Here is a 17,855-nt window from a genome sequence, read left to right as displayed (position 1 = left end):
TGAAACATCAAGTCGTTTAAATGATCCGCTTCGGCGAGCCGCTCGCCCATGATCTGCATCAACAATTCCTGATGCAGTTCAGACCTGTGTCTGGGTGACCGCCTTGCGGAAACGGAGCAGCGCCACGACAAAGAAGCAGGCCCCCACGCCGGTCATGGCCAGCAGATCACGCCAGATGACCTCCAGCCCTGCGCCACGATAGAGGATAGCCTGGGCCAGACGAACGAAATAGGTGGTCGGCGCAGCGAGCATGATGTTCTGGATGATCGGCGGCATGCTTTCGCGCGGTGAAACGCCACCAGACAGCATAAGCAGCGGGATGATGCAGAGGATGACGAGCAGCCCCAGTTGCGGCATCGAGCGGGCCAGCGTGCCGAGAAAAATGCCGATCGACGCGGCGGCGAACAGGTAGCAGGCGGCCGCAGCCAGGAATAGTGGCACCGAGCCGGCAATCGGTACCTTGAGGACATACTGGACCATCACCGTCAGGGCAAAGGTGACGCCGACCAGCACGGCCAGCCCGTTGGCCCAGATCTTGGCCAGCATGATCTCGACCGGCGACAAGGGCATGACCAACAGGTGCTCGATGGTGCCGTGTTCGCGCTCGCGGATGAAGGCGGCACCGACCAGGATGATGGTCAGCATGGTGACGTTGTTGATCACCTCCATGACACCGCCGAACCAGACGCCGATCAGGTTGGGGTTGAAGCGCACACGGGTCGCCAGCTTGATCGGTGTTTCGGCACTGTCGCGTCGGCCCGTCAGGTATTCGTTGACCTCGCCGAGCGCGATGCTCTTGATGTATGTGGCGCCGATAAAGGCCTGGCTCATGATCGTGGCGTCGATATTGAGTTGTACATCCGGTTTGCGCCCGGCCTGCACGTCGTGCTGGAAATTGGACGGAATGACCAGCGTGAAGTTGTAGCGCCCGGAGTCCATGTCCTTATCCAGCTCGGCCAGCGTCGTCTGCGCCGGCGGGCGGAAATACGGCGGGTAAAAGGCATCGACAATACGTCGGGAAAGTGGCGAATGATCTTCATCAACGATAGCGATGGGCGCATTGCGCAACTCCTGCGAGGCGCCGGTCGCAGCCGTGTAGATGGCACCGGAAAAGGCCCAGCAGATAAGGATCAGCAAGACCTTGTCGGCACGCAGGCTCTTCAGTTCCTTGATCCCCAGTCGATAGATGTTGGCGAGGCGCACAGCTATTTCTCCTGCTTTTTAAGCAAGGCGACCGAGATCAGCGTCAGCACCGGGATGAAGATGGCCAGCGCCATGAATTGCGGCAGCAGGTCGGCAAAACCGAGCGCCTTGGTGAAGGTGCCGCGGCTGATGATCAGGAAATAGCTGGCCGGGAAGAACTGGCCGATCCAGTAGCTGACGCCTTCCAGCGCACCAACCGGCGTCGTCAACCCGGAAAAGCTGACGGTCGGCAATATGGTCAGGATCGCCGTGCCAAACAGCGCAGCGATCTGCGTACTGGTGAAGGTGGAGATCAGCAGGCCAAAGCCGGTGGTGGCGATGACGTAGAGAAAGGCCCCGAAGCTCAGGGCGAGCAGGCTGCCCTTGATCGGCACATGGAACATGATCTGCGACTGGATGACGAGCAGCGCGAAACTGATCAGGGCGACGACGATGTAGGGCAACTGTTTGCCAAGCAGGAATTCGAGGCGGGTCACCGGAGTGACGTAGAGATTGGTGATCGAGCCGAGTTCCTTCTCGCGCACGACGCCGAGCGCCATCAGGATGGCCGGAATGAAGATGAGCAGGATGGGAATGACCGCCGGCACCATGGCGTAGATGCTCTTGACGTCCTGGTTATAGCGGAATCGCGAGACGATATTGACCGGATAGCTGCTAGTCTGGCCCGTCGCCTCCTGGACGATCTGCTGCACGTAATCGAGATGCAGGCCCTGGATATAGCCGCGCACCGTTTCACCGCGATAGGGCATGGCACCGTCGATCCAGACGCCGACTTCCGGCCAGTGGCTGCGCCGCAGGTCACGGCCGAAACTGGCCGGAATATCGATGGCCAGCGATAACTCGCCGTTACGCATGCGGCGCTCGAGATCGGCATCGTCGAGTATGGGCGGCTGCTCGATGAAATAGCGGGAACCAGCGATATTCTGGATGTAGGCCCGGCTCTCTGGTGACTGGTCGCGGTCGAGCACGCCAAAGCGGAGCCCTTCGACATCGAGCGAAATACCAAAGCCGAGCACGAACATCAAGAGCACCGAACCGAGCAGCGCGAAAGCCAGGCGGATCGGATCACGGCGCAATTCCAGCGATTCGCGGTAGGCGTAGCCGAGCAGGCGGCGCGGGCTGAAGGCGCTCGGCCGCTGATTACTGGCTCCATTGGTGCGATCAGGCGTTTCAACCTCGGCCGCTTCGGTTTTGGACACCTTTTCCGGGCTGCTCACGGCAGCCTGGCCGGCAATGCCCGTTGCCTCTTCCAGATAGCTGATGAACGCCGCCTCCAGCGTCGGCTCGCCGCGTGTCTTGCACAAGCTGGCCGGCGTATCGCTGGCCAGCACCTTGCCGGCATGCATCAGCGAAATCCGATCGCAGCGCTCAGCCTCGTTCATGAAGTGGGTCGAAATGAAGATGGTCACGCCTTGCTGGCGCGACAACTCAACCAGCAACGCCCAGAATTCGTCGCGCGCTACCGGGTCCACACCTGAAGTCGGCTCGTCGAGGATCAGCAGCTTCGGCTCGTGGACCACGGCCACAGCCAGTGACAGGCGCTGGCGGATACCGAGCGGCAATTCGGCCGCCGCCTTGTCGGCATAAGGCTCCAGGCCAAAACGGGCCATCAGTTCGGCGATACGTGGCCCTCGCCGATCATCCGACAGGTTGAAAAGTCGGGCGTGCAGATCGAGGTTGGCACGCACCGTCAGCTCGCCGTACAGCGAGAAGGATTGCGACATGTAGCCGACCTGTTTGCGCGTCTCCAGATCGCGGGCGTCGAGCATCTTGCCGAACAGCTTGGCGACACCCTCAGTTGGCGGCAACAGACCGGTCAGCATCTTCATCGTCGTCGTCTTGCCGCAGCCATTGGAGCCGAGAAAGCCGAAAATTTCGCCAGGTTCGATCTTGAAACTGACGCGGTCGACGGCCGTAAAGTCGCCAAACCGCTGCGACAGCCCATCTGCCTCTATGGCAAAGGTGCCGCCATCGCCGACACGCGGCGGAATCACCAGCGCATGGTGAGCCTGCCGACGTTCCTCAGGCAGCAACTGAATGAAGGCGCCATCCAGAGTCTCCTGCCCGGTCTGTTTCCGAAGTTCGGCCGGCGTACCGGTGCCGATCACCTTGCCGTCGTCCATCGCCACCAGCCAGTCGAAACGCTCAGCCTCTTCCATGTAGGCCGTTGCCACCAGCACGCTCATGCCGGGCCGCCGGGCGCGGATGCTGTCGATCAGTTCCCAGAACTGGCGACGGGACAGCGGATCGACGCCGGTTGTCGGCTCGTCAAGAATCAGCAGGTCGGGATCGTGGATCAGGGCGCAGCACAGGCCAAGCTTCTGCTTCATGCCGCCTGACAGCTTGGCCGCAGGCCGATCGCGGAAAGGGGCAAGGCCAGTGCTGGTCAGCAGTTCATTGATGCGCTGCTCGCGCTCTCGTTTGCCCTGCCCGAACAGCCGGCCGAAGAAATCGACATTCTCGAAAACCGACAGCGTCGGGTACAGATTCTTGCCCAGTCCCTGCGGCATGTAGGCAATGCGCGGCTGGGCCATGGCACGAAAATGGCGGTCGCCGATATCGCCACCCAGCACCTCAACCTTGCCCGTCTGAATCTGTCGTGCCCCGGAGACCAACGCCAGCAGCGATGACTTGCCGACGCCATCCGGCCCGATCAACCCGACCATACAACCGGCCGGCAGCTCAATATCAACCCCCTCCAGCGCCACCACAGCGCCGTAGCGATGGCTGACTGCGGATAACTTCGCGACCGGCACGCGGTCCATGGTGGCTTACTTTCCGTTGATCTGCAGGTTGGCTGGCCAGGGCGCATTGGCGTCGAGCCGGACATAGGCGACGCCCGGCATGCCGCCCTTGGCCAGGTCACGGTGCGCCGCCAGCCAGGCCGGATCGGCCTTGACCTTGATGCGGAACATCAGCTTTTCTCGTTCGGTGCGGGTTTCCACCTCGCGCGGCGTGAATTGCGCCTTCGGGGCAACAAAACTGACCGTTGCCGGGATCGGCTGCCCCGGCAAGGCGTCGAGCAGAATGCGCGCCTCGCCATGCAAGGCGACCTGCCCGGCCTTGTCGGTTGGCAGGTAGATGGTCATGAACATATCGTCCAGATTGAGCAAGGTCAGCGCCTTGCCACCCGCTGCCAGCACCTCGCCCGGCTCGGCCAGCCGGTAAAGCACACGGCCGGCAATCGGCGCTTTCAACGAGGTATCGTTCAACGTCACCCGCAGGCTATCGGCCTTGGCCTCGGCTGCCGCCACAGCGGCGTCGGCCCCGCCCACCTTGCTACGTGCCTGCGCCATGCCTGCCATGGCGCCCTCCATGCCGGTCTGATCGGTATCCAGCTTGTTGCGACTGATAAAACCCTTGCCGACCAGTTCCTCGGAACGCTTCAGCGTCTTGCCGGCCAGTGCCACGTCGGACTGCGACTTGCGCACTCCGGCCCGTGTCTCATCGACGGCCCGCTGTGCCTGCTGCACCTGCGCCTCGGCCGCCTGCAACTGGGCCCGCAAATCATCAGCATCGAGCCGGGCAACCACCGTCCCCGCCTCAACCCAATCCCCCTCGTGCGGCCCGAGTTCGCTCAGGCGCCCGGCCACCTTCGTTGCCACATCGACCTCGATTGCCTCCAGCCGACCGTTGCCGGCAGCGAGGCCGGCTGGCAAGCCCACCGCACGATGTTGGTAGAGGTAAAACCCGGTTGCTGCGGTCGCTGACAAAAACAGGGCAAAAACCAAAAATTTGCCAACTCTGGAACGGTTCATGAGACACCCAATTGATTACTGACCATAGAGTCATTAGCTGTTTGAATTATAGACTTCGAAGCAGAATCCGCCCACTACGGATCTCGGAAATAGCGGTACTTTTCTCAACCTATTACTCAAAATCGATTTCTAAATCTTAAACAACTTGGTAGTCAAATCATTGCCCCCCATACCTGAGGCGACACCGGGAACGTTGCACAGAGATCCGTAGAACTCTGTTCAGAATTGCAGACTCCTGTGATTTCAAAATGAGTCGTCGTGAAATATGAATATCTAAATATTTCAAATGCCATTCAAAAAATTGCCATTTCAAATATTTCACCAACCACAGAATGCAGCCAATCTCTTGCCGGCAGTGAACGATGTCTAGTGTGCTAACCTCCTCTAGTTTTTTCTTATATTCCCCTTGCACCATAGCTTTCCGAGCCGCTACGACATGTCCCATCCCGCTGAAACAGCTTATCTGGGCCTCGCCCCTTTCCTGCGACTGAGCATTGGAGGAGAAGATCTCCGGCCAATTGCTCAAGCCTTGCTGGAAAAAGCGGGACAGGATGAGGAAAATGCCCATCTGTGGATGAATCTATCCACGGCATTTTTCTGCATCGGCCAAAGGGAACATGGCTTGTTGATTCAGGAACAGGCCCTGTGCATGCAGCGCTCGTACCGGATTGCTGCGGCCACGCAGCCTGCCCGCTTTCGCCTGCTGGTCCTGATGGTGGCGGGAGACATCTCTGAAAACACCCCTATCGATTGCCTGCTTGAAGGCAGCGACATCGATCTACTTTATTACTTCGCTACGGCAGATGCCCCACTGCCAGCCAACCTTCCCGAGCATGACATGCTGCTGGTTGCCATCTGCGATGCAGAGGCGAACCATTCGACCCTGAAGGCACTCGCCCCGCTGCTGAGTGATTGGTCCAAGCCGGTCATCAACGCACCACAACACATTTTCAACACCGGACGCGACACAGCCAGCGCGCTGTTGCAGCAGGTAGATGGCCTGCTCATGCCGCCGACTCACCAGATTGACCGCGAAATACTGCAGGCCATTATTCGCGGAGAAGTGCTGATCAATGATGTCTTTGATGGCTGCAAATTCCCGATTATCCTGCGTCCGGTCGGCTCGCATGCAGGACGTGACCTGGACAAAGTCGATGATCTTCAGGGCATCACTGACTATTTAGCCAAGGTCGATGAGTCGACCTTTTTCCTGTCACGCTTCATCGACTACAGCGGCGATGACGGGCTGTTTCGCAAATTCCGCATTGCCTTGATTGCCGGCCAGCCCTTTGCCTGCCACGAGGGCATTTCGGCGCACTGGATGATTCATTATCTGAATGCCGGGATGTATGAAAATGCTGAAAAGCGCGCTGAAGAGGCACGCTTTATGGACAATTTCGCGGAATTCGCCGAACACCACAAAGCGGCTTTGGCAGCCATTTATCAGCGGTCGAAACTGGACTACATCTGCATCGACTGTGCCGAAACCCGGAATGGCGAATTGCTGATCTTTGAAATTGACCACGCCATGGTAGTGCACGCGATGGACCCGGAAGACATCTTCCCCTACAAACAAGTCCATATGCGCAAGGTCAGGCAGGCTTTTGAAGACTTTCTATTCAGCCTGACAACAGAGACCGCCAAATGAGCCTGCTACACTCAAACCTGCTGAATGGCCTGAACTTTTCCGGTGGGCCGGGCGTACTGCCGGAAAGCGTGTTGCAACAGGTGCAAGACTCCATCCTGGCCGTTCCTGAGGTCGGGCTGTCGATTCTTGGCATCAGCCATCGCTCGGACTGGTTTGCTACCGTGGTGGCCGAACTGGAAGACAACGTTCGGCAGTTACTTAAGCTGCCGAAAAATTATCACGTGCTATTCCTTCAAGGTGGCGCGACACAGCAATTTTCCATGCTGCCGATGGCCCTTCTGGCCGGCAAGACACACCCGGCAGAATACCTGCACACTGGCTACTGGAGCGGCAAGGCACTGCCCGAAGCCCGACGCGAAGGCCCGGTACGCGTAGTATGGAGCGGCGAATCCTGCGGCTTTGGGCGCCTGCCTGCTGACGAGGAACTGGATTTCCACGCCGATGCTCCGTACATCCATTACGTTTCGAACGAGACTGTTGAAGGGCTGCAGTTTCATCGGGTTCTGGGACGCGACGACGTGCCGCGCATCTGCGACATGTCTTCCGACTTTCTCTCAGCCCCCGGCGACTTCGAGCGCTTTTCGATGATCTATGCCCACGCGCAAAAGAATATCGGACCAGCCGGCGTCACCGTGGTGGTGGTCAAGGATGAACTGCTCAAGGACGCCCCGGATAACCTGCCCGGCTTTCTCGACTACCGCACCCAGATCGAAGCCCATTCGATCTACAACACGCCGCCAGTGTTTTCCATCTACGTCGTCCTGCTGGTAACCCGCTGGCTACGCGACCAGATTGGCGGCCTGGCCGCCATGGATGCCATCAACACGCGCAAGGCCGAGACCTTGTATCAAGCCCTGGACGAAAGCAACGCCTTTTACGCCGGAAAAGCTGCCCGCGCCGACCGTTCCAAAATGAATGTTTCCTTCAACCTGCCGACTCCGGCGCTGGAGGCGGAATTTATCGCCAGCGCATTGGCCGCCGGATTTTCTGGTCTGGCCGGGCATCGCAGCATCGGCGGCATTCGAGCCTCACTCTATAACGGGCTTGAGTTATCAGCCGTCGAGAAACTGGCTGATTTCATGGCGAACTTCCGATCACATCACCTGCCGTTGGTGGCAGGTGTAGGAAAAGGAAATCATTAACCCGCTGCTGTACGCGACGCCTGCACCCAAGTGGCTAGTGACGGCTGCTGCAAGAGTCGAGTCAGCAGATCGAACGCTGCATCAAGGTGGAGAGCGGCTGCGACGCAGAACCCTTCGCCCAGTTCGAACTGCTCACCACGCACGCAGAGTACGAAAGCCGGTGGTGGTTCGGCATTTTCGGTCTGCACATAAACCTGCAGCACTGCTTCCGGCGGGAGTTCATGCGTGGTGTATGCATTGCCGGTGGCCGGCACGATGCGTTGAAAGGTGTAGGGCGCCGGGGTGTTGGCGCCGGCGTCGATAAACAGGGCGAGTTGGCGCCCCTGCAAATCGAGCGCGTGTTCGATTTGCAGTTGGAAGTCTTCGATGAGTTCGACCCTTTCGCCCAGTCCTTCATGGTCGAGCCATTTTTCCAACCGACCGCAGAGCTCAGGGCCGATCGCGTCGTCGCCGCGGCTGGGATTACCGACCGCGAAAACGACAACAGGGCGAATCATGAGCGGCTCAGCGAATGGACAATCTGACCGTCCGGATCGACCAACTCAACTTCAAGCGGCATCTTGCCGAGCGCATGCGTTGCGCAGGAGAGGCACGGATCGAAGGCGCGGATGGCGACCTCGATATGGTTGAGCAAGCCTTCCGTCACTTCGCGCCCATGCAGGTAGCGCCGTGCCACGTGGCGGATGGCCTCGTTCATCGCCTGGTTGTTGTTGGTCGTCGAAACGATCAGGTTAGCCATCGTGATCAGGTCGTTTTCATCGACGCGATAGTGGTGGAACAGCGTGCCGCGCGGTGCCTCGATGACGCCAACGCCTTCCATCTGGCGCTCGCCTTCGACCATCAGGTTATCCGACAGCAAGTCGTCGTCATGCAGCAGTTCCTTGATCACTTCGGCGGCGTGCAGCATCTCGATCATCCGCGTCCAGTGATAAGCCAGCGGAGCGTGCAGCGGCGAGCCGCCGGCGTAATCGACGAATTCCTTGCGCTCGTGCTCAGCGAACGGCGTCGAGATCTGGTTGCAGTTCTGCACGCGGGCCAGCGGGCCGACCTTGTACCAGCCATGTTCCTTGCCGATGGATTTGAAGAACGGGAACTTCATGTAGCTCCACGGCCGTACTTCTTCCTCGATGTACTTGTCGTACTGCTGGTAGTCGACACCGTCGAAGATGATCTTGCCGTTGTCGTCACGCGCCCGCAGCGTGCCGTGATAGAAGTCGAGGTCGCCGTTGTGGCCGACGATGGACATGAAATTGGAGCGGAAGATGCCGAAACTGTTGTACAACCCCGGGTCTTGCGTATGCACCTTCTGGATCAGATGCACCGCATCGCGCGACCACTGGACGATGTGATAGATGTCCTTCAACAGTTCGTCGCGCTCGGCAATGGTCAGCGACTTGTTGACGCCGCCCGGCACCGCCCCGGTGCCATGCACCCGCTTGCCCGCCGTGACACGGATCACCTCCTGGCCGAACTTGCGCAGCAGCACGCCGCGCTTGGCCGTTTCCGGATGCGCGGCGGCGACGCCGACGATGTTGCGCTTGGTCACATCGCTATCGAAACCGAACAGCAAATCCGGCGAGCACAGGTGAAAAAAGTGCAAGGCATGCGACTGCAGCATCTGGCCGTAATGCATCAGCCGGCGCAGCTTTTCGGCCGCCGGCGTCAACTTCTTGGCGCCGACGATGATGTCGAGCGCCTTGGAAGCGGCCAGATGGTGCGACACCGGGCAGATGCCGCACAGGCGCTGGACCATGACCGGCACTTCCCAATACGGCCGGCCCTGAATGAACTTCTCGAAGCCGCGGAATTCGACGATATGCAGGCGAACCTGATGCACCTTGTTCTGGTCGTCGAGCAGGATGGTGACCTTGCCGTGGCCCTCGACGCGGGATACCGGGTCGATCGCCACACGGCGCAGGGTTTCGGGATGTTGGGCGGTTTCCAGTTGGTAGGTCATAGCGCCACCTCAGTCATAATGCATTAAGCCATGGCCCAATTCGGGCTCTTTACCAGCGAGAAGGTCTGTCAGCACCTTCCAGATTGCGTCCGCCGAGGGCGGGCAACCGGGCATGAAGTAATCGACCTTGACCACCTCATGGATCGGATGCACCTGGTTGAGTGGCAGCGGCAGTTCCGGGTCATTCGGGATCATGCCGTTGGCCAGCCCCGGACTGGTGTGATAGACCTCTTCGAGGATGGTCGTCAGCGGCAGATGATTGCGTTGCGCCGGCAGGCCGCCATTGATGGCGCAGGCGCCCATGGCGATCAGGATCTTGCAGTTCTTGCGGAACTCGCGCAGGACATGGACGTTCTCGGCGTTGCACAGGCCGCCCTCGATGATGCCGATGTCGCAATCCGGGCTGCAGGTCTTGATATCGGTCAGCGGCGAACGGTCGAACTCAATGTGTTCAAGCAAGGTAAATAGGCGCTCGTCGATATCGAGGAAAGACATGTGGCAGCCGAAACAGCCGGCCAGCGAGGTCGTGGCGACCTTGAGTTTCTTCTTCGCAGTCATGTCAGCGCCCCTCCGTACTATCGGCAGTTTCCGAAATCGGTGCCTTGTCGAACTTGCGCTCGCCGATCGGCACGGCAAAGCCCTGGCGCTTTTTCAGGATCACGCCCACCGGGCAGACCTGCGCCGCCTTGTCATCGAGTGTGAAGTCGGTATCGCCCAGCTGGCCGGATTTGGCATTGACGATCAGATGTGTCTTGATGCCGCGCCCGGATAGCGCGAAAACGTTCTTGCCATCGACATCGCGGCTGGCCCGCACGCACAGCGAGCAGAGAATGCAGCGATTGAAGTCGAGCAGCACTTCAGGATGCGAGGCATCGACCGCCCGATTCGGGAAGAAGTGATCGTAATGCGGCGACATCATGCCGAGATGGTAGGCCGTAGCCTGCAACTGGCAGTTGCCGCTTTTCTCGCACGACGGGCAGAAATGGTTGCCCTCGACAAACAGCATCTGGGTCAGCGCCCGGCGTTCGGCGTTGATTTCCTCGGTTTCGCTCTCGACGATCATGCCGGCCGAGGCGCGCATCGTACACGAGGCCGTGTGCCGGCCATTGACCTTGACTGTACACAGCTTGCACGAACCATGCGGCTTGAACTCCGGGTGGTAGCACAGGTGCGGAATGAACACTCCGGCGGCGCTGGCCGCCTGGATGATGGTCTGTCCCTCGACAAAAGGAATGGTCTTGCCATCAAGCGTAAAGGTATGGCTCATGATTGACCTCCATGTTCTGTCGCCAGATGGGCGCCGGCATCATCGCGCCCGGTCATCTGTCGGGCCGATGACAGCGCGCGGTCGAGATCGAAAGCCGGTGTGAAATCCTTTTGCGCCATGCGTCGCTCGTAGGCCGGACGGAAGCGTTCGATCGTGTCGAGCACCGGGTTGCAGGCCGTATGGCCCAGTCCGCAATGGCTCATCGATTGCAGCAACTGGTTGAGCTTCTCGATTTCGGCAAAGTCGTAGGGCGAACCGACGCCATTGTGCAGTTTGTCCATCAGGTTCTTGAGCAGGGACGTGCCAACCCGGCACGGCGTGCAGAAACCGCAGCTTTCGTGCTGGAAGAAATGCACGTAGTTGCGCGCCACCTCGAACATGTCGCGAGTGTTGTTGAATACGGTGAAAGCGCCGGCCGTGGGGATATCCTCAAAACCGATGACACGGTCGAATTCCTGCTCTGCAATACAGATGCCGGATGGCCCGCTGACCTGCACGGCCTGCGTATCCCTGGCGCCGCAGTCTTCCAGCACCTGTCGGACACTGACGCCGAACGGGTATTCGTAAATGCCCGGCCGCTCGCAATCGCCGGAGACCGAAAGCAGCTTGGTGCCGGCCGAATGCTTGGTGCCGATGGCGGCATACCAGTCACCGCCATTCAACGCGATCAGCGCTGCCGCGGCAAAGGTTTCAACGTTATTGACGATGGTCGGCTGGTCCAGATAGCCGTTGGTGACCGGGAAAGGCGGCCGGTTGCGCGGGGTGCCGCGCTTGCCTTCGAGCGACTCGATCAGCGCCGACTCTTCGCCGCAGACATAGGCGCCGGCCCCGACATGAATCTCGATATCGAAATCCGCCCCCGGCAGGCCGAGAATGTCCTTGCCCAACAGCTTTTCGCGCCGGCGATGGGCCAGCACGGCATTCAGGTGGTCGAGCATGTAACGGTATTCGCCGCGCAGATAGACAAAACCGCGGGTCGCGCCGACCGCATAAGCCGCCACCGTCATGCCCTCGAAAACCAGGTCCGGGTTCCTGGACAGTAAAACGCGATCCTTGAAAGTACCCGGTTCGCCTTCATCGGCGTTGCAGACCACGATGCGCTGGGCGCCAGCCTTGAGCGGGGCATTGCGGCAGGCCTCCCATTTGAGGCCGGTGGTGAAACCGGCACCGCCACGCCCCCGCAGATTGGCGCGCTTGATTTCGTCCAGCGTGGCGCCCGGCCCGCCAATCCCGCTGGGCAAGCCTTCGCGCCAGGAACGCATGTTCGATGAATTGAGACCATCGCTCGGTGCCCGCGCTCGGGCTGCCAGCAGTGCCTCACCGGGTTTGAAATCGGCATTGAGCAGGATATCGGCCCGGCGGATATTGTCTTCGGTCTTGAAATAGGCCGGCGGCCACTCGGCCAGCGGCACCTTGCCGCGAATCAGCTCGGCAATCTCGTCAATACGCTCTGCAGTCAATCCGGCAATGGCGTAGTTATTGATCAGCAGCGCCGGCCCCTGATCGCACATACCGGTACAGGCCGTCTGCGCCACGCTGACCAGACCATCCTCAGAAACCTTGCCACGCTCGACCCACAGGCTGTTGCACAGGCGATCCATCATCGCCTTGCTGCCCAGCATGCGGTCAGTGATGTTGTCCGAAAACAGCACCCGGTATTTGCCGCGTGGCTCGGTATAGAAAAAGGCGTAAAAGCCGGCGACGCCCTCGATCTTGGTCCGTGGAACGCCGAGCGTGACCTGCATGCGGTCGATGGCTTCGGGCGAAATCCAGTCACAAACCTCCTGAACCTCGCGCAGTATCTGCACCATGCAAGTGGGATCCCGGTGATAACGGGCGACAACGCGGTCGACAACACCAGCCACCGCCTCGGCATGCATATCGTTCAGAGCCACGACAACCCCCTGCGGAATACTTATGACAGGAGAAAGCGTAGCACTATCGTGTTTCAGTTTGTTGTCTCAGGTCAAAGAGCAGTGACGAAGCGGCCTCCAAAAAAGCAACACCTGCCCTCTCGACGAGGAAGAATTGCGGCCCCGTCATTTTTTAGATGTGCAACAATAATGCTGCACCACAGCATTATTTAATAATTGCTCTAAAAACGGTAACAATGCCGCAGCACTATCCCGACTTGAAGACCGCATAACTAAAGGAAGAACAGCATGAACGACACCGTCCAAAACCATCTCCCGCTGGCTGGAAAAAAAGGCCTGGTGACCGGTATTGCCAACGACAAGTCAATCGCCTTTGCCGTCGCCAAGGCCATCGTCGCGCTCGGAGGCGAAGTCGCCCTGACCTACCAGAATGACAAGACCGCCAAATACACACAGCCGCTGGCCGAGTCCATTGGTGCCAAACTTTTCGAAAAGCTCGACGTTTCCGAACCGGGCAGCCTGGAAGCCGTCATCGCCAAGTGCGGCGAAGTGTTTGGCGAACTCGATTTCGCCATTCATTCGATGGCTTTTTGCAATGCCGATGACCTGCACGGTCGCGTTATCGATACGACCGAAGAAGGCTTCGACTCGGCGATGAACGTTTCCTGCCACAGTTTCCTGCGCATGGCCAAACTGCTGGAGCCGCTGATGGCCCACGGTGGCTCGTTGATCACCATGTCCTACCTCGGTGCCGAGCGCGTCGTCCGTAACTATGGCGTGATGGGCATCATCAAGGCCGCGCTCGAGTCCGCCGTCCGCTACATGGCCTACGATCTCGGCCCCAAGGGCATCCGCGTCTTCGCCGTGTCACCCGGCCCGATCATGACCCGCGCGGCTTCCGGCATCGCCAACTTCAATACCCTGCTGGAAAAGGATGCCGAGAAGGCCCCACTCGGCCGCACCGTGACCATCGAGGAAGTCGGCGCCCTGACCGCCTTCCTGTGCACTTCCGGCTCGTCCGGCATGACCGGCCAGACGATCTACGTCGACGCCGGTTCGCACATCGTCGCCTAAGACCAATCCGGCCGCTTCGTTGCGGCCAACCGGCAAAACGGGCTAAATCCATGTTGGCGGGAACTCTTCCCGCCAACATGTAGCCATTTCGGAGACCATCATGGCCGAAGCTGACGGATTACTCCCCGATCCAGTACCCGACCACCCATTATTGCGAGGCCGTCGCGAGATCGGCCGCGGTGAAAGCACCATCGTGCTTGAAGCCGACACCGTCGATGGCCAGGAACGTGTCTACAAGGTCCTTTCCTCACCGACCGACTACGCCTACTACACGGCCGAAGACCGCCCGACCGGCAACCACTTCCCGGTGGTTTACGCCGACCACGGCACGGCCGGCCGTTCCAGTCGCGGCTTTCCCTTTCACATTGTCGAGGTCGAGCGACTTTATCCGCTCCCCGGCACCGGCGAGGCGGTCGAAGTCGCCACCAAGCTGTCCACCTCCTATTTCGACGCCTGCATGATGTGGCGCAATCTGGCGCAGGATATGGGGCGCATCGCCCTGCATCACTTGACGGTGACGCCGATGGGCTGGAGCGATGCGGTTCAGGAGTCGCTCAAGGCACTGGAAGTCTTTTCCGGCGAATACGGCGCCCTGCCGGACCTGATCAAAGCCGACAACCTGATGATGCGCAAGGATGGCACCCTGGTCTTTTCCGACCCGGTTTTCATGGAATGACGCGATGACCATCAGCCAGGTTCAATACACCTCACGCAAACTGGCCGAACAGTTGCGGGGCACCCCCTACATGGCAGTGATCTCGATCACCGACCCGACGACACCGGAGGCCAGGCTCGATCCGCTGTTCCGCCATGTCCTGCGCCTGTCCTTTTTCGATGCGGTGCCGGCCGACGAATTCATGCCGGCCTGCCCCGGCCTGTTCGACTACCACATGGCGGCGCAGATCAGCGCCTTCATCGAGGAACTCCATGCCGCGCCGTTCGAAATATCGCTGATGGTGCATTGTGAATATGGTGTCAGCCGTTCGGCCGCCGTTGCACTGTTTGCCGAGGCCCTGACCGGCGCCCCGCTGGAAGCCAGGGAATTCACCTACGAAGCCAACCAGTGGGTACTCGACCAGTTGCTACAGCGCCACCCCGGTCTGGACGTCGATATGCCCGCCCCGCTGATCAGCCGCGAGCGCCGCGCCGTGCGGCGATAGTGAATTGCCTCATCGTGGGAACACTACCGGCTACAGCCCAATATTGTTTGCTGCACCGCAGCAACCTATACTAGAACATCGCGTGACTCACTGGAGCAGGGATTCATGAACCACCAACCCGAACAACGCTATCTGGTTAACAAGACATTCGACGAAATCCGCATCGGCGACTCGGCCAGCCTCAAGCGGACATTGATGCCCGAAGACGTCAAGCTGTTCGCGATCCTGACCGGCGACCTGAACCCGGCGGTCGTCGATCCGACGTTTTCGGAAAGCGGCATGTTCCGCGAAGTCATCGCCCATGGCATGTGGAGTGGCTCGCTGATTTCAACCGTCCTCGGCACCCAGTTTCCTGGCCCCGGCACCATCCTGGTCGACCAGACACTGCATTTCGCCCGCCCGGTCACCATCGGTGACACGATTACGATCACCGTCACCGCCAAACAGAAATTCGATCACAACAAACACGTCATCTTCGACTGCGTGTGCACCAACCAGGAAGGCCTGCAGGTCGTGCGCGGCACCGCCGAAGTGCTGGCCCCGACCGAAAAGGTCTCCCGTCTGCAGGAAGTGCACATGCCGGAGATCCGCATCGACGACAAGCACGAGCGCTATATCCACCTGCTGGAACGCGTCAAAGGCCTGGAACCGATCCCCACTGCCGTCGCTCATCCGTGCGATCAGGAATCGCTGAAAGGCCCGGTCATGGCCTTCCAGGCCGGCATCATCGAGCCCATTCTGGTCGGCCCGGAGAACAAGATCCGCGCCGTCGCCGAGGAATTCGGCATCGACCTGCACGGCATCCGCATCGTCCATGCCGCACACAGCCATGATTCCGCCGCGCTGGCCGTCTCGCTGGTTCGCACCGGCGATGCCGAGGCGCTGATGAAGGGCAGCCTGCATACCGATGAGCTGATGGGCGAAGTCGTCGCCCGCGCCAACGGCCTGCGCACCAACCGCCGGATCAGCCACGTCTTCCTGATGGACGTGCCGACCTACCACCGCCCGCTGCTGATCACCGACGCCGCGATCAACATTGCGCCGACGCTGGAAGACAAGGTCGACATCATCCAGAACGCCATCGACCTCGCCCACATCATCGGCATCCCGGAACCCAAGGTGGCCATCCTGTCGGCGGTCGAAACGGTCAACCCGAAGATTCAGTCCACGCTCGATGCCGCCGCCCTGTGCAAGATGGCCGACCGTGGCCAGATCAAGGGCGGCATCCTCGATGGCCCCCTCGCCTTCGACAACGCCGTCTCCATCGTCGCCGCCAAGACCAAGGGCATCAAGTCGGCCGTCGCCGGCCATGCCGAAATCCTGGTGGTGCCCGATCTCGAATCCGGCAACATGATTGCCAAGCAGCTCGAATACCTGGCCAACGCGCTGACCGCCGGCATCGTGCTCGGTACCAAGGTACCCATCGTGCTGACCAGCCGCGCCGACAGCGCCGAAACCCGTACTGCATCGTGCGTCATTGCCGCACTGATCGCCCACCACAACCGCAAAACTGGAACTGTTTAAATGAAGCAAGGCATCCTGACGATCAATGCTGGATCGTCGTCCATCAAGTTCGCCCTCTTCCCACTCGACCATCCGATTTCCCCGGAAGCTGAAGTCTCCGGCCAGATCGACGGCATCGGTGCCGAAACGACCAAGATGGTCGCCAAGAACAAGGCCGGTGACCGCATTGCCGACCAGGTACTCGAAGGCGGCAAGGTCAGCCACGCCCAGGCCTTCGACGCCCTGCTCAAGTGGTTCACCGCCAGTCACGCCAACTGGCAGATCGTCGCCGTCGGCCATCGCGTCGTCCATGGCGGCGAGCGCTACTCCAAACCAACCCTGATCGACGACACCGTGCTCGGCCACCTGCAGAGCTTCATCCCGCTCGCGCCGCTGCATGAACCGCACAACGTTGCCGGCATCATCGCGCTGCAAGCCCTGCTGCCCAGCGTGCCGCAGATCGCCTGCTTCGACACCGCCTTCCATCGCAGCCAGCCGGAAGTCGCCCAGACCTTCGGCCTGCCGCGCAATATCACCGCCGAAGGCATCAAGCGCTACGGCTTCCACGGCCTGTCCTACGAGTACATCGCCCGCGCCCTGCCGCAGCATTCCGGCCGCGCCACCGGTCGCGTCGTCGTCGCCCACCTTGGCAACGGCGCCAGCATGGCCGCCATGGTCGACCGCAAGTGCGTCGCCACCACGCTCGGCTTCTCGACCATCGACGGCCTGGTCATGGGTACCCGCTGCGGCAACCTCGACCCCGGCGTCATCCTGCACCTGATGGAAACCAAGAATCTGTCGGTCAAGGACATGACCAAAATGCTCTACAAGGAATCCGGCCTGCTCGGCGTCTCCGGCCTCAGCCAGGACATGCGCACCCTGCTCGCCAGCGACAAGCCGGAAGCCGGGGAAGCGGTCAATCTGTTCTGCTACCGCATCGCCCGCGAGCTCGGCTCACTGGCCGCCGCGGCAGGTGGTCTCGATGCCTTGGTGTTCACCGGCGGCATCGGCGAACACGCCGCCGAGGTTCGCCGCCGCGTCTGCCTGCAATCGGAGTGGCTGGGCATCCGGCTCAATCCGGAAGCCAATGCCCGTCACGAGCTGCGCATTTCGGCCGGCAACAGCAGCGTCGATGTGCTGGTCATCCCGACCAACGAAGAATGGATGATGGCGCACCACGCCCAGACCCTGCTCGCCCTCTGAGCCTCCCTGATGACCAAATCGCTCAGGCCTTGATGTGCATCCGGCTTGATTGACGAGTCGCCCCCT

The 17,855-nt window shown here is 60.3% G+C and carries 15 protein-coding genes; 7 read left to right on the top strand and 8 right to left on the bottom strand.

All coding sequences use genetic code 11. The annotated features are described in order from the left end of the window. Window positions 1–78 precede the first annotated feature (78 nt). Genes DARO_RS05145 through DARO_RS05135 form a run of 3 tightly spaced genes read right to left on the bottom strand, consistent with a single transcriptional unit; the run spans window position 79 to window position 4,961 of the window. Window positions 79–1,203 (bottom strand): ABC transporter permease, encoded by a 1,125-nt coding sequence (locus tag DARO_RS05145; RefSeq protein WP_011286753.1) that lies wholly within the window; start codon window positions 1,201–1,203, stop codon window positions 79–81. 2 nt (window positions 1,204–1,205) lie between these two features. Beyond that, the gene (rbbA, locus tag DARO_RS05140; protein WP_011286752.1) at window positions 1,206–3,968 is read right to left on the bottom strand and encodes a ribosome-associated ATPase/putative transporter RbbA; all 2,763 of its coding nucleotides are present in this window, start codon (window positions 3,966–3,968) and stop codon (window positions 1,206–1,208) included. 6 nt (window positions 3,969–3,974) lie between these two features. After that, on the bottom strand, window positions 3,975–4,961 hold the full coding sequence (locus DARO_RS05135; RefSeq protein ID WP_011286751.1) for an HlyD family efflux transporter periplasmic adaptor subunit: 987 nt from the start codon (window positions 4,959–4,961) through the stop codon (window positions 3,975–3,977). 436 nt (window positions 4,962–5,397) lie between these two features. Here DARO_RS05135 and DARO_RS05130 point away from each other — a divergent pair, with 436 nt between their 5' ends. Then, the gene (locus DARO_RS05130) at window positions 5,398–6,609 is read left to right on the top strand and encodes a hypothetical protein (protein WP_011286750.1); all 1,212 of its coding nucleotides are present in this window, start codon (window positions 5,398–5,400) and stop codon (window positions 6,607–6,609) included. Continuing rightward, window positions 6,606–7,751, top strand: coding sequence for a phosphoserine transaminase (locus tag DARO_RS05125; RefSeq protein WP_011286749.1), 1,146 nt, complete (start codon window positions 6,606–6,608; stop codon window positions 7,749–7,751). The genes DARO_RS05130 and DARO_RS05125 overlap by 4 nt, the downstream gene beginning before the upstream one ends. On the opposite strand, the gene DARO_RS05120 is transcribed toward DARO_RS05125, so the two are convergent. Genes DARO_RS05120 through DARO_RS05100 form a run of 5 tightly spaced genes read right to left on the bottom strand, consistent with a single transcriptional unit; the run spans window position 7,748 to window position 12,870 of the window. Further along, a complete protein-coding gene (locus tag DARO_RS05120) occupies window positions 7,748–8,248 on the bottom strand; it encodes a hydrogenase maturation protease (RefSeq protein ID WP_011286748.1) in 501 nt (166 codons plus the stop codon). The two genes, DARO_RS05125 and DARO_RS05120, sit on opposite strands and share 4 nt — an antisense overlap. Further along, window positions 8,245–9,708 carry a Ni/Fe hydrogenase subunit alpha gene (locus DARO_RS05115; RefSeq protein WP_011286747.1) on the bottom strand — a complete coding sequence of 488 codons (1,464 nt, stop codon included), beginning with the start codon at window positions 9,706–9,708 and terminating at the stop codon, window positions 8,245–8,247. Before DARO_RS05115 ends, DARO_RS05120 begins: the two co-directional genes overlap by 4 nt. 9 nt (window positions 9,709–9,717) lie before the next feature. After that, window positions 9,718–10,266 carry an NADH-quinone oxidoreductase subunit B family protein gene (locus DARO_RS05110; RefSeq protein ID WP_011286746.1) on the bottom strand — a complete coding sequence of 183 codons (549 nt, stop codon included), beginning with the start codon at window positions 10,264–10,266 and terminating at the stop codon, window positions 9,718–9,720. Window position 10,267: 1 nt separating this feature from the next. Beyond that, window positions 10,268–10,975 carry a 2Fe-2S iron-sulfur cluster-binding protein gene (locus DARO_RS05105; protein ID WP_011286745.1) on the bottom strand — a complete coding sequence of 236 codons (708 nt, stop codon included), beginning with the start codon at window positions 10,973–10,975 and terminating at the stop codon, window positions 10,268–10,270. Then, window positions 10,972–12,870 (bottom strand): NAD(P)H-dependent oxidoreductase subunit E, encoded by a 1,899-nt coding sequence (locus tag DARO_RS05100; RefSeq protein ID WP_011286744.1) that lies wholly within the window; start codon window positions 12,868–12,870, stop codon window positions 10,972–10,974. The genes DARO_RS05105 and DARO_RS05100 overlap by 4 nt, the downstream gene beginning before the upstream one ends. Window positions 12,871–13,137: 267 nt before the next feature. Between DARO_RS05100 and fabI the strand changes: the two genes are divergently transcribed. From fabI to DARO_RS05075, 5 genes are all read left to right on the top strand, one after another. Beyond that, window positions 13,138–13,923 carry an enoyl-ACP reductase FabI gene (fabI, locus tag DARO_RS05095; protein ID WP_011286743.1) on the top strand — a complete coding sequence of 262 codons (786 nt, stop codon included), beginning with the start codon at window positions 13,138–13,140 and terminating at the stop codon, window positions 13,921–13,923. Window positions 13,924–14,023: 100 nt separating this feature from the next. Further along, on the top strand, window positions 14,024–14,599 hold the full coding sequence (locus tag DARO_RS05090; RefSeq protein ID WP_011286742.1) for a hypothetical protein: 576 nt from the start codon (window positions 14,024–14,026) through the stop codon (window positions 14,597–14,599). Between the two features lie 4 nt (window positions 14,600–14,603). Beyond that, complete coding sequence (locus DARO_RS05085; RefSeq protein ID WP_011286741.1) at window positions 14,604–15,083, top strand: hypothetical protein; 480 nt, start codon at window positions 14,604–14,606, stop codon at window positions 15,081–15,083. A 105-nt stretch (window positions 15,084–15,188) separates the two neighbouring features. Beyond that, complete coding sequence (locus tag DARO_RS05080; protein WP_011286740.1) at window positions 15,189–16,607, top strand: bifunctional enoyl-CoA hydratase/phosphate acetyltransferase; 1,419 nt, start codon at window positions 15,189–15,191, stop codon at window positions 16,605–16,607. Beyond that, the gene (locus tag DARO_RS05075) at window positions 16,608–17,789 is read left to right on the top strand and encodes an acetate/propionate family kinase (protein ID WP_011286739.1); all 1,182 of its coding nucleotides are present in this window, start codon (window positions 16,608–16,610) and stop codon (window positions 17,787–17,789) included. Window positions 17,790–17,855 lie beyond the last annotated feature (66 nt).

This window comes from Dechloromonas aromatica RCB, assembly GCF_000012425.1.
Note: the sequence above shows the minus strand (reverse complement) of the source record. Positions and strands in the feature narration are given on the sequence as shown.

What these genes read in the sequence shown, in the direction of transcription:
- rbbA (WP_011286752.1), bottom strand. Translation starts at nt 3,968, where the DNA reads ATGGACCGCGTGCCGGTCGCGAAGTTATCCGCAGTCAGCCATCGCTAC.
- DARO_RS05135 (WP_011286751.1), bottom strand. Translation starts at nt 4,961, where the DNA reads ATGAACCGTTCCAGAGTTGGCAAATTTTTGGTTTTTGCCCTGTTTTTG.
- DARO_RS05130 (WP_011286750.1), top strand. Translation starts at nt 5,398, where the DNA reads ATGTCCCATCCCGCTGAAACAGCTTATCTGGGCCTCGCCCCTTTCCTG.
- DARO_RS05125 (WP_011286749.1), top strand. Translation starts at nt 6,606, where the DNA reads ATGAGCCTGCTACACTCAAACCTGCTGAATGGCCTGAACTTTTCCGGT.
- DARO_RS05120 (WP_011286748.1), bottom strand. Translation starts at nt 8,248, where the DNA reads ATGATTCGCCCTGTTGTCGTTTTCGCGGTCGGTAATCCCAGCCGCGGC.
- DARO_RS05115 (WP_011286747.1), bottom strand. Translation starts at nt 9,708, where the DNA reads ATGACCTACCAACTGGAAACCGCCCAACATCCCGAAACCCTGCGCCGT.
- DARO_RS05110 (WP_011286746.1), bottom strand. Translation starts at nt 10,266, where the DNA reads ATGACTGCGAAGAAGAAACTCAAGGTCGCCACGACCTCGCTGGCCGGC.
- DARO_RS05105 (WP_011286745.1), bottom strand. Translation starts at nt 10,975, where the DNA reads ATGAGCCATACCTTTACGCTTGATGGCAAGACCATTCCTTTTGTCGAG.
- fabI (WP_011286743.1), top strand. Translation starts at nt 13,138, where the DNA reads ATGAACGACACCGTCCAAAACCATCTCCCGCTGGCTGGAAAAAAAGGC.
- DARO_RS05090 (WP_011286742.1), top strand. Translation starts at nt 14,024, where the DNA reads ATGGCCGAAGCTGACGGATTACTCCCCGATCCAGTACCCGACCACCCA.
- DARO_RS05085 (WP_011286741.1), top strand. Translation starts at nt 14,604, where the DNA reads ATGACCATCAGCCAGGTTCAATACACCTCACGCAAACTGGCCGAACAG.
- DARO_RS05080 (WP_011286740.1), top strand. Translation starts at nt 15,189, where the DNA reads ATGAACCACCAACCCGAACAACGCTATCTGGTTAACAAGACATTCGAC.
- DARO_RS05075 (WP_011286739.1), top strand. Translation starts at nt 16,608, where the DNA reads ATGAAGCAAGGCATCCTGACGATCAATGCTGGATCGTCGTCCATCAAG.